Origin of the sequence: Streptococcus sp. A11, assembly GCF_043674225.1 — a bacterium.
Taxonomy (GTDB): domain Bacteria; phylum Bacillota; class Bacilli; order Lactobacillales; family Streptococcaceae; genus Streptococcus; species Streptococcus suis_V.
Window position 1 is genome coordinate 1 of the sequence record NZ_JBIMJS010000007.1, and the last position, 11,639, is coordinate 11,639.

The 11,639-nt window shown below is 42.7% G+C and carries 12 protein-coding genes; all 12 read left to right on the top strand.

From position 1 onward, the window contains the following. Positions 1 to 218 precede the first annotated feature (218 nt). The 12 genes from ACHBIF_RS05200 to ACHBIF_RS05255 all read left to right on the top strand — a co-directional run bounded on the left by ACHBIF_RS05200 (position 219) and on the right by ACHBIF_RS05255 (position 11,605). The gene (locus tag ACHBIF_RS05200) at positions 219 to 911 is read left to right on the top strand and encodes a phosphoglycerate mutase (RefSeq protein WP_105161274.1); all 693 of its coding nucleotides are present in this window, start codon (positions 219 to 221) and stop codon (positions 909 to 911) included. A gap of 272 nt (positions 912 to 1,183) precedes the next feature. Further along, the gene (locus ACHBIF_RS05205; RefSeq protein WP_394719229.1) at positions 1,184 to 1,663 is read left to right on the top strand and encodes a discoidin domain-containing protein; all 480 of its coding nucleotides are present in this window, start codon (positions 1,184 to 1,186) and stop codon (positions 1,661 to 1,663) included. Positions 1,664 to 1,807: 144 nt separating this feature from the next. Then, positions 1,808 to 2,269: an LPXTG cell wall anchor domain-containing protein gene (locus ACHBIF_RS05210; RefSeq protein WP_394719123.1), complete on the top strand. Its 462-nt coding sequence runs from the start codon at positions 1,808 to 1,810 to the stop codon at positions 2,267 to 2,269. A 158-nt stretch (positions 2,270 to 2,427) separates the two neighbouring features. Next, complete coding sequence (locus ACHBIF_RS05215) at positions 2,428 to 2,811, top strand: VOC family protein (RefSeq protein WP_105111248.1); 384 nt, start codon at positions 2,428 to 2,430, stop codon at positions 2,809 to 2,811. A 134-nt stretch (positions 2,812 to 2,945) separates the two neighbouring features. Next, positions 2,946 to 4,343 (top strand): polysaccharide deacetylase family protein, encoded by a 1,398-nt coding sequence (locus ACHBIF_RS05220; protein WP_394719126.1) that lies wholly within the window; start codon positions 2,946 to 2,948, stop codon positions 4,341 to 4,343. A gap of 159 nt (positions 4,344 to 4,502) precedes the next feature. Continuing rightward, a complete protein-coding gene (locus ACHBIF_RS05225) occupies positions 4,503 to 5,858 on the top strand; it encodes a 6-phospho-beta-glucosidase (protein WP_394719128.1) in 1,356 nt (451 codons plus the stop codon). Then, the gene (locus tag ACHBIF_RS05230) at positions 5,858 to 7,258 is read left to right on the top strand and encodes a glycoside hydrolase family 1 protein (RefSeq protein WP_394719130.1); all 1,401 of its coding nucleotides are present in this window, start codon (positions 5,858 to 5,860) and stop codon (positions 7,256 to 7,258) included. Before ACHBIF_RS05225 ends, ACHBIF_RS05230 begins: the two co-directional genes overlap by 1 nt. A gap of 10 nt (positions 7,259 to 7,268) precedes the next feature. Continuing rightward, positions 7,269 to 8,360 carry a DUF871 domain-containing protein gene (locus ACHBIF_RS05235; protein ID WP_394719132.1) on the top strand — a complete coding sequence of 364 codons (1,092 nt, stop codon included), beginning with the start codon at positions 7,269 to 7,271 and terminating at the stop codon, positions 8,358 to 8,360. 125 nt (positions 8,361 to 8,485) lie between these two features. After that, the gene (locus tag ACHBIF_RS05240) at positions 8,486 to 10,480 is read left to right on the top strand and encodes a BglG family transcription antiterminator (RefSeq protein WP_394719134.1); all 1,995 of its coding nucleotides are present in this window, start codon (positions 8,486 to 8,488) and stop codon (positions 10,478 to 10,480) included. A gap of 12 nt (positions 10,481 to 10,492) precedes the next feature. Beyond that, complete coding sequence (locus tag ACHBIF_RS05245; RefSeq protein WP_105111254.1) at positions 10,493 to 10,804, top strand: PTS sugar transporter subunit IIB; 312 nt, start codon at positions 10,493 to 10,495, stop codon at positions 10,802 to 10,804. A gap of 1 nt (position 10,805) precedes the next feature. Then, positions 10,806 to 11,123, top strand: coding sequence for a PTS lactose/cellobiose transporter subunit IIA (locus ACHBIF_RS05250; RefSeq protein WP_105111255.1), 318 nt, complete (start codon positions 10,806 to 10,808; stop codon positions 11,121 to 11,123). Positions 11,124 to 11,167: 44 nt separating this feature from the next. Continuing rightward, on the top strand, positions 11,168 to 11,605 hold the full coding sequence (locus ACHBIF_RS05255) for a DUF3284 domain-containing protein (protein WP_394719137.1): 438 nt from the start codon (positions 11,168 to 11,170) through the stop codon (positions 11,603 to 11,605). Positions 11,606 to 11,639: the final 34 nt, after the last annotated feature.

Sequence of the window (11,639 nt, forward strand, 5' to 3'; positions counted from 1 at the left end):
TAGCTCCTAGTAAAGCTTAACAAATGGATAACTTCAAAATCACCTTTTTGGTCTCACATCATTGACAAAGGTACAAAGGATAGGTCTGAGGGCTGAATTTTCAAGAAAAAATAATGAAAGCGTAAACAGCTTGTGGAAAAACTAGCATTTTTTACGCAATTCGTGTAAAATAGAGAAGTATAAGAGGGAAACCTCAAAATAAAAAGGAGAATCCATTAATGGTAAAATTGGTTTTTGCTCGCCACGGTGAGTCTGAATGGAACAAAGCTAACCTTTTCACTGGTTGGGCTGATGTTGATTTGTCTGACAAAGGTACACAACAAGCAATCGACGCTGGTAAATTGATCAAAGAAGCTGGTATCGAGTTTGACTTGGCCTTCACTTCAGTATTGAAACGTGCGATCAAGACAACAAACTTGGCTCTTGAAGCTGCAGATCAATTGTGGGTACCAGTTGAAAAATCATGGCGTTTGAACGAGCGTCACTACGGTGGTTTAACAGGTAAAAACAAGGCTGAAGCTGCTGCTGAATATGGTGATGAGCAAGTACACATCTGGCGTCGTTCATACGATGTATTGCCACCAGAAATGGCAAAAGACGATGAGCATTCAGCACACACTGACCGTCGTTATGCTCACCTTGATGGCTCAGTTATCCCAGATGCTGAAAACTTAAAAGTAACGCTTGAGCGCGCTCTTCCATTCTGGGAAGACAAGATTGCTCCAGCCTTGAAAGATGGCAAAAATGTCTTCGTAGGTGCACACGGTAACTCTATCCGTGCCCTTGTAAAACACATCAAGCAACTGTCTGACGATGAAATCATGGATGTGGAAATCCCTAACTTCCCACCACTTGTGTTCGAATTGGACGAAAACCTCAACATCGTGAAAGAGTACTACTTGGAAGCGTAATTGGTTGGACACCTGGACTTCGGTCTAGGTGTTTTTTGATGCTCGGATAGAATTATCACAACTTATAACTATGTTTGTATGACAACTGAATTCGTATATCAATAAATTATCAAGTGGAGATATCCACAAAATGCTTGCAATTAAAATCATTCAATGAAAGACTCTTTTTGTAAGCGTTCCAATATGGATGATGTAGGTTTAGGAGGATGCATCAAAAGTGAACACAATATAATTAATATAATAAAAAAGAGAGGTCTATGTTAAATGAATAAATTTCAAAGCAACTATTTGATAAGCGGCAACGTTTTTCTATTCGACGTTTTACTGTCGGTATGGCTTCGGTTGCGATTGGTCAGACAGAAAGTGCTCACTTTGATGTGCACAATCTTTTGCCAACCACAAGTTATCGATACCGTGTGACAGCCCGTAATCCACTAGGTTCTTCAGAAGCATCTGAGGTTCTCGAAACCGATACAATTGCTAAAGAGCCAAGCTTGAAAGTAGCAATTGTCAATGCAACTGCAAGCACGGCAGAACAAGCAAATGAACCATTAACCAATCTTTACGATGGTGATGATAATACACTTTACCATAGTGATTGGAACAATAATCGTGCTGTTCCGTCAAGTCTAGTTATTGATTTGGGAGAAAGTACAGCTGTCGATCACCTAATTTATCGTCCTCGCGATAACGCTGGTAATGGAAATATTACTGGATTGAGCCTTGAAATTAGTCAAGATGGTGAGACATAGCAAGCAGTCGGTGAACCAACAACCTGGCTTCGTAATGCTAACGAAAAAGCTGCTCTTCTACCAGAGGGGACCGTTACTCGCTACATCAAGATTAACTGGCTATCAAGTGTGGGTGGCTATGTATTTGGTAATGAGTTGACTGTTATGGCGCCAGCAGCAGTCGTTGAAGAAGAATTGGTGACTGATAAGCTTGAGACAGCCTACCATGAAGTTCCTGCCTTTGATCTAGCAGCCGATGATGATCAAGATGGATTCAGCAATGAAGCAGAACTTCAAGCAGGTACAGACTATGCAGATCCAGCTTCTTACCCAATTGCTGAAGACGAATTGGTAACGGAAAAAGGGGAACCGGCTTATCACTATCTGCCAGCCTTTGAGTTCAAAGTACCAGCTGCACCTGTTACTACTTCAACAGTAGCTAGTCCAGAACCGGTTTCAACTTCTGAACTCTCAGTTCCAACTGGGTCAGTAAGTCCAGCTTCAGCAACTCAATCAGAATCTGCTAGCTTGCCAAATACCGGAGATAGTCAATCAGGCTTTTCTCTCATTGGTCTTACAGCTCTGGGTCTTCTAGGATTTGCAGCTCGCAAAAGAAAATATAGTTGATAGGGAGTGTTCATGACCATTGGTCTCAGGGGCAATAGGAATTGAGCATCAACTATATAAGGTGGACCGTCCTTGTGATGGTCCACTTTTCATATCAGATATCAGATTTTTCATGTATTCTATGATAGAATTTAAGTATCAAATAAAAGGAGTCTAACATGGCAAGTAAAAAAATGTTGCACGCTTGTTTGCGTGTTGAAAACTTAGAAGCTTCTCAAAAGTTCTACGAAGAAGCCTTTGGATTTAAAGAAACCCGTCGTAAGGATTATCCGGACCACAAGTTTACCTTGGTGTATTTGGCACTTCCAGGTGATGAGTTTGAGATTGAATTGACTTATAATTACGATCATGGTCCTTATGTGGTTGGGGATGGTTTTTCACACCTGGCTCTCTCTTCAGATGATTTGGAAGGGGACAATGCTAAGCACAAGGCGCTTGGCTATCCAACGACAGACCTCAGTGGACTACCAGGCAATCCAGGACGATACTATTTTGTAACGGATCCAGATGGCTACCGTGTGGAAGTTATCCGCGCAGACTAAGAGATGAAAAGGAGTCGAAAAAGTTCGGCTCTTTTTTATTTTATGTAACTGTTTTCAGAAACCGAATATTGATTGAAAAAAAGTCGTTTTTATACTATGATAGTTATATATATCTATGAAAGAGATTTACTTGTATGAGAAAACAAAATGTTGCGCTGTTGGTTGTCAATAGCATTCTTTTTTTAGTGTGCCTTGGCATGTTGGTCTTTGCTTATGGAAAATACCAGGAACAGGCCTTGAGAGATGACGTCAAACAGCTAAAATTAAACTATTCCAAGGAAAGCAATGTCTATCGTCAGGCTGGGAAAATCGGTTCAGAATTTGTTCAAGTTGCCATTCCAGAAGATGAAGCTGGGAATCCGATTTCGGTGATTCAGAAGGAGGTCCTAGCACTGGTGAAAAAGCAATTCGGCCAGGAAGGGCCTCAATCTAGAACGACAGGACTGCATTTTTTCAGTGTGGATAAGGAAAACTCTGAGTACAAAGACATCATAGCTTATCGGATTCGAACAAGGCCTTACAAGGTACGGGGAACCAAGTTGGTTTCTCAGAAAAAACAGGATGTGGAGCAGATTTTACTGACAGCGGAGCAAGAGGTTTTTAGTTTGAAACATTTGGTTGAGGACCAGGGAGTTTTTCGTGCCATTGTCTCATCTCACCTGCAGAGAGAATTGGCTAGTCAAGGTATGGAGCAGGCAGAAATCGACCAGCTTCTCCAGAAATTTGGCCAGGAAGAGGTGGAAAATCTATCCTTCAGCTACCGAGAGAGTCAGTTTCTGTTAAACCTGCCAGAAGGCTATCAAGTGGAGACCCTAGCCATTTCTATCTCAGACCTCTATGATTGCTTGTCCGGCCATCATTTGACAGTCACAGATCAGGAAAACTACGACAAGTACCAAAAGGAAAAAGAAGAATTGGCCAATCAAAAACGGATTGCTCTGACCTTTGACGACGGTCCCAACCGCCAGACGACACCAAAGATTTTGGATATTTTGAAGAAATACAATGTTAAGGCAACATTCTTTATTTTAGGGAAAAATATTGCTGGTAATGAGGATATTATCCAGCGAATGGTGGCAGAAGGTCATGAAATTGGTAACCATACCTGGAACCATCCGAAGTTAACAGGCATCAGTCCAGAGGCTGTTCAGTCAGAAGTTGGTGACACCCAGGCTGCTCTGGAAAAGATTCTGGGCTACAAGCCCAAGCTCATGCGGCCGCCGTACGGAGCAGTCAATCAAGCGACCATGAATATCATTAATATGCCCATTATCTATTGGTCAGTGGATTCCAATGACTGGTCCAGCCGGAATCCTGCGGTCATTCTGGAAACCATTAAGGCCAATACGATTCCTGGATCTATCGTTTTGCTCCACGATATCCATCCTACCAGTGTAGAAAGTGTCGAACCAACGCTCCAGTATTTTGCGAGCCAAGGCTTCAAGTTGGTGACTTCTAGTGAATTACTGGGGCAAGAACTAAATCCTCAATTGATTTATTACAATCAATTTGATGCCGGACCCGGCGCTTAAATAAGATCATATCTAACCTATGTTCACCATGAGCATAGGTTTTTCTTTGCCCAGAACCCAAGGATTTTCCGTAGGGAAAAGGAAAAGTTTGGTCTTGGAAACCGTTTACAAATCCAGTATATTAAGAGTATACTTTTAGTAAGAGTAAAATGGAGGATAATGCCTATGGTCAAACTCGTAACAATAGGTGGTGGCTCAAGCTATACACCGGAACTGGTAGAAGGAATGATTCTAAGACATACCGAGGTACCTATCAAAGAATGGTGGTTTGTAGACATCGAAGATGGCCGAGAAAAATTGGAAATCGTGGTAGAACTTGCCAAGCGCATGGTCAAAAAAGCTGGTCTTGACTGGGAAATTCATGCGACCTTGGATAGGAGAAGCGCTCTAAAAAATGCAGATTTTGTGACCTCTCAATTTCGGGTCGGTCAATTGCAGGCGCGATACTTGGATGAAGCCATTCCTCTCAGTCATGGATTTTTAGGTCAAGAGACTAACGGAGCTGGAGGTATTTTTAAGGCTCTGCGGACCATTCAAGCCTATAAGAGCATCATTGCTGATATGAAAGAGCTCTGTCCAGATGCCTGGCTGATTAACTTTACGAATCCTGCTGGTATGGTGACGGAGGCTATTGTCAATTACCTGGGGTGGGAAAAGGTGATAGGTCTATGCAATATTCCGATTGGGCAAAAGAAAGCTGCCGCAGAGGTACTTGGTCTTCAGGAATCTGAGGCTATGACCAGCCATATCGGTTTGAATCATTTTCATTTTCATCAGGTTTGGGACCGTTTTGGAAAAAATCGGACCATGGAAGTGATGGAGAAACTCTATGGGGATCAGGCAAGCCGTCCAGCAGATGTGGTGAAAAATATCAGTAATCTGGAATTTTCAATTGACTTACTTCGGACAATTGGCCTGCTGCCGTGTGACTATCACCGCTATTATTTTTTGGAAAATGAGATGTTGGATGATGCCCTCCAGCAATACCAGGCTGGGCGGGTGCGTGCCGCAGTGGTCCAAGAGGTAGAAAAGGAATTGTTCCAGCTCTATGCCGACCCTCATTTACAAGAAAAGCCCAAGCAGTTGGAGAAACGGGGCGGAGCTTATTACAGCGACATTGCCTGCCAGTTGATTGTAGCTATTTACAATGACAGCCACCAGGAGTTAACCGTTTCGACGGTCAATCGGGGTGTGATTCCTTATCTACCAGAAAATTGTGTTGTGGAGGTGACTGCTATTATTACAGCTCATGGGGCTATTCCGCTCGGCTGTCCGCCAAGTCCACCTCTGGTGACTGCTTATTTGAAGCTGATGAAGGAGATGGAATTAGCAACGGTAGAAGCTGCGGTGACAGGTGATTATGACTTGCTCTTGCAAGCCTTCTATCTCAATCCCTTGATTGCCAACGGGCCTAAAGCAGAAGAATTATTAAAAGACCTATTGCTTGCACATGCGGATTATTTACCGCAATTTGCATCCAGCATTGAAGCCATCCAAGCAGAAAGGAATGTATAATGACAGAACAAAGGACATTTTATCAATTTCCAGAAGGATTTCTCTGGGGTTCATCCACCTCTGGTCCACAGAGTGAGGGGATAGAGCCAGGTGACGGAAAGGGCTTGAACAACTGGGACTACTGGTTTGGGATTGAGCCGGAGCGTTTCCATGGGCAGATTGGTCCGGATGTGACCTCCACTTTTTATAAAAACTATCAGACCGATATTGAGCTTTTGAAAGAAACGGGGCATACGATTTTTCGGCCATCTATCCAGTGGTCACGTTTAATCCCGGACGGTGTCGGTCAGGTCAATCCAAGGGCTGTGGAATTTTACCGGGATGTTTTTCAGCAGGTCAATGCCTTGGGTGTCAAGTTGCTGGTCAATCTCTATCATTTTGACCTACCTTATGCTTTGCAGGAAAAAGGAGGATGGGAATCCAAGGAAACGGTTTGGGCCTATGAAGCCTACGCTCGGAAATGTTTTGAATTATTTGGGGATTTGGTTGACCACTGGGTGACCTTCAATGAGCCGATTGTGCCGGTAGAGTGTGGCTATTTGGGCTCCTACCATTATCCCTGTAAAGTTGATGCTAAGGCTGCAGTAGCGGTGGCTTACCATACTCAATTAGCCAGCTCCTTGGCAGTCAAGGCCTGTCATGAATTGCATCCAGACCATCAGATTTCTATTGTGCTCAATCTGACTCCTGCCTACCCAAGGAGTGACAGTCCTGAAGACCAGAAAGCTGCCCGCATTGCCGAACTTTTCCAGACCAAGAGCTTTTTGGATCCGTCTGTATTGGGGGCCTACCCAGAAGAATTGGTAGCCATTATCGATGAATACGGGCTCAGACCAGATGTTACAGAAGAGGAACTTGCTATCATCAGGGAAAATACGGTTGATTTCCTTGGAGTCAACTACTATCAGCCTCTCCGAGTACAGGCTCCGAAAGTAATCTTTGAGGAGGGTGACTTGTTGACGACGGAACATTTCTTTGCCTCTTATGATATGCCTGGCAAGAAAATCAACCCTCACCGTGGCTGGGAAATCTATGAACGCGGCCTTTATGACATTGCCATGAATTTGAAAAAGGACTATGGCAATATCGTTTGGCTGGTCACGGAAAACGGCATGGGCGTGGAAGGAGAAGAGGCCTTCAAAGAGGATGGCTATATTCAGGATGATTATCGGATTGAATTTATTCAAGACCATTTGATTGAGCTACATCGAGCCATTCAAGAAGGCGCCAATTGTAAGGGTTACATGCTTTGGACCTTTATTGACTGCTGGTCTTGGTTAAATGCTTATAAAAATAGATATGGCTTGGTTGAGCTGGATTTGAGCACTCAAAAGAGAATCATCAAAAAATCAGGTTATTGGTTTAAGGAAGTCAGTCAAGCCAACGGCTTTAGTAGGTAGGAGGGGGAATATGACAAACTTTGGATTTTCAATCTATCCGGAGCGACATGGCTTGGAGAAATGTCAGAGCTACATCGATTTGATGGAACGATATGGTGCAAGGAGGATTTTTATCAGCTTGCTCCAGATTGGGCCAGATAATTCCGAGGTGTTTGACCTGTATCGTTCAGTTATTTCCTATGCCAACCAAAAGGGGATGCTAGTGATTGCAGATATCAGTCCAGGCTTCATTGAATCCTGTGGTTGGAAAGATTCCCTTATTGAAAAAGCGCATGCATTCGGAGTTGCAGGGATTCGCTTGGATGAAGCTCTGCCCTTGGAAGAAATTGTTTCTCTGACACAAAATCCTTATCAGCTGAAAATTGAGTTGAACATGAGTACAGATAAGAGATTATTGACAAATCTCTTGCAAGCAGGAGCTAATAGAGAGAATATAATTGCCTGTCATAATTTTTATCCCCATGAATATACGGCACTTTCGGAAGATTACTTTCTCGAAATGTCAGAGTTTTATAGACAAGAGGGGATTACATCGGCAGCCTTTGTCTCCTCGCAGACTGCAACAGAGGGCCCATGGCCCTTGTCTGAAGGGTTACCAACTCTAGAAGAACACCGTCATCAAGAATTAGCTCGTCAAATTGCGTGGATAAAAGCGACTGGTTTGATTGATTGGGTATTGATTTCCAATCAGTTCGTGATAGAAGAAGAATTAGAGTCTATTCAAGAGGTGCTCGATGAAGATGTTCTGACTTTCAGAGTGCAATTGGCAGAACACGTGACCGATATTGAGAGAGAGATTATTGATTTTAGTCACAATTATCGTGGGGATATCTCTGCTTATGTTATTCGTTCAACCATGCCACGAATTGTATATAAAGATAACTCTATTCCTGCTCAGACAGATGGATATCGCAAGGTAGAAGCCGGAACTGTCATCATTGATAATGACCTCTACGGTCGCTACAAAGGAGAACTCCACATTGTCATTAAGGAACTGGAGCTATCCACTAAGGCAAATATCGTTGGAACCATACATCCTGAGGATTGGCCGTTGGTTTCCTTTTTGAAGCCATGGCAGGCCTTTCGCTTAAAAGTAGTTTAGTCGCAATCTTTCATCAATGCTAAGGAAAAAAGAAGAATAGTCAATTTCTTGTGTGTATGTTATTATAAATCTATAGAGCTACAGGGCTTTTGAATACAGATTTTAAGTTTGGAAAGGAGGACGAGATGCTATCAAAAAAGGAGATTCGATTATTAGAATTTCTAATCGACCATCCAGATGATTACGTTTCTAGTTTGGAAATTGCTCAGCAGCTGCATATTAGCGACCGTACGGCTAGAACCTATCTGAAGCAGTTAACGGCTTCGCTACAAAATAGCGGGAGTCAATTGCTATCAAAGCCTGGTCTCGGTTATCATCTGCAAGTGGATGATTCTCGTGCATTTGAAACCTTTTGGCAATCCTCCCTTTCTTCCAAAAGGCAGCTGACCAATCTTCATTCGGTGGAAGAAGCTGTGGACAGGCAGAGATTTGTGCTCAATAAGCTCTTGTTTGAAGGACAGTCGCCAACATTGGCGGAATTGGAAAGGGACTTATTTATCAGTAAAACAACCCTGCACTCGGTGATTGTTGATATCCGAAACCTATTGTCATCCTACGATATCGAATTAAATATGACAAAAGCAGGTTTAGAAATCACTGGTAAAGAGACGGCGATTCGGCATTTTATCATGGATTATTTTTTCAGCGAACAGCTAGGGAAAACCTTATATGGACTCGTTGAGAATAACCTCCTTCCATCCATCAATTTCACAGAAATTATGAGGATTGTGATTGATGAATGTCGGGATGCAAGTCTTCGTCTATCAGATTTTGTATTGCAAAATTTGGTCCTTCATATCGCCCTGATGTTGCAGCGGATGCGGGCTGGCTCTGCAATTGAACGCTTTCCCATTTCAGAACAAATTAGTCGCTCTAAGGAATATCAGGTTGCCCAAAAAATTCTCAGGAAAATTGAAGGAGCCTTTGACCTATTGATTCCTGAGGAAGAAGCAAATTATATTGCCCTTCATTTGAAGGTTAAGCTGACGGAAAATCTGGCCAAAATAGACCAGGCAGAAGTGGCCTTGAGACAGCAAATTCAAGATAGTTTGCTCCATTTGTCTCGTAAGATCGGTTTAGAACTTTCTGCCGATCAGCAGTTGTTTAAAGGAATTCTAGCCCACATGTTACCCCTAAAAATCCGACTGGAAAATGGGATTGTCTTGGATAATCCATTGACGGAGGAGATTCGTAGGGATTATGCGGAAGTCTTTGACCTCACAAAGGAGGTCTTTGGACAAATGCCCCTCTTTCAAGGTTATAAAGTTTCAGATGATGAATGGGCTTATCTTTCCCTGCACTTGATGGCGGCAGTTGAACGGTACAATCCACAGCGAAAGACAAAGGTATTGGTCGTTTGCTCAACAGGTGTCGGTAGTGCCTTGATGTTGAAAAATCGGCTGGAGAAAGAATTTTCTTCAAGTATAGAAATTGTAGATGTGGTCAGCTATTACGAGGTGACCGAGGAGCGATTGTCTGATATTGAGTTGATTATCTCATCTGTCAGTCTATCCAATCTTATCTTTATGACACCGGTTATCACGGTTTCCGTTTTTCTATCCGGAGAGGATGTCGCAAAGATAAAGCAACATTTGCAACAAGGTTTGACCTTTTCGATGGGTGAGGAACATGGGGAAAATATGGACCATGCTCAAGCGCGTCAGATTGCTGAGGCGGTCTTTGGACCGAGTCGGATTGTGGTAGTCGATGAAAATAGGGAACGAATGACCCTGTTGGAAGAGTTGACAATGAAGCTGAATGAAGCTAGTCAGCCAGGTTTTGTAGAAATATTTTTAGACCAGGTTCATCTGCGGGAGACCTATAGCTCTGTAGTATTTGAAGAAACGTTGGCCTTCCCTCATCCTGCGGTAGCAATGAGCTATTCAGAACAGATTGTAGTAGGTATTTCTAAAGAAGGTATCCGTTGGGGTGAGGAGGGAATCGTTCATTTTGTATTCTTACTATCCCCTTCAACGGGGCGAAATTCTCACATAAAATATATATCCCCCTGTCTGGTCGAGTTTGTCAAAGACAAAGACCTACAAAAACGGTTGTTGAACAATCCAACCTATGATGAATTAGTAACTATTTTTATTCCCTTAATACAAAAACAGAAATAGGAGGAAAAGATAATGAAAAACATTATGTTAGTATGTAATGCAGGTATGTCAACAAGTATGTTGGTAACTAAGATGCAAAAAGCAGCAGAGGAAAAAGGTCTTGAAGCTACTATTTGGGCGGTTCCTGTTTCTGAAGCTGATTCCGAAGTGGCTCAAAAGGAAATTGATGTTCTCTTATTAGGACCACAGGTCAAATTCCTCTTGAATGAATACAAAGGAAAATTTGAGCCAGGTATCAAGGTGGATTCCATCAATATGATGGACTATGGTGTTATGAATGGTGCTAATGTTTTAGATGCCGCGCTAAAGTTAATGGGAGAATAATATGAATTCTTCAGGCAATTTAGAATCCATTATGGGTTTAATCATGTATGGTGGTGATGCCAAAGGCTTGGCTGTCCAAGCCATTCAGGCTGCTAAAAAAGGCGAATTTGCAGATGCGCATGCAAAGCTTGAACAGGCCAATGATTCCTTGAATATTGCCCACAAGTCACAAACAAGTCTGTTGGCTCAGGAAGCAGGTGGACAATCTGTTGAGGTATCCTTGCTCATGGTGCATGGTCAAGACCATCTGATGAATGCCATTACCTTCATTGATATGGCCAAAGAGATTGTTAGTTTGTACGAACGATTGGACAGCTAAACAATGCTACAGAGCCATCTGCGGGTATATAGAAAGGAGGAGGAATGGAAATCACAAAAACTTATCCGGTTTCTATTGATCGACTTTTCGAGGCGATAGTGACGTCCTTAAAAGAAGATTATCGACAAAATACTTGTGAGGAGCCGGCGGAAGTTGACTTGGTAGCTGGCTTAACCTACCAAAAACGATTTGGCGAGAAACATCAGCATAGTGTCCAAGTCACCCTGCTGGAGTTGGCCAGTCCATCCCTCTATTCTGTTCGATTCTCATCTAATCGAGGCAAGGAAACGATGACCTATCAATTGACTCCTGTAGATAAGGGACATACCAGTATTCAGTATTCTTATGGAGTGGAAGCTGCGGATTTTTTTACCAAGGCTAATTATTTCCTGATGGAAAAATTGATGGCAAAAAGTCTAGAACGGCAGACAGAGGCACAATTAGATGCCTTGGTTCGTTATGCCACACAAGAAGCCGGATAATATTTTTCAGAAATCAAATCATTTGCCCACTAGT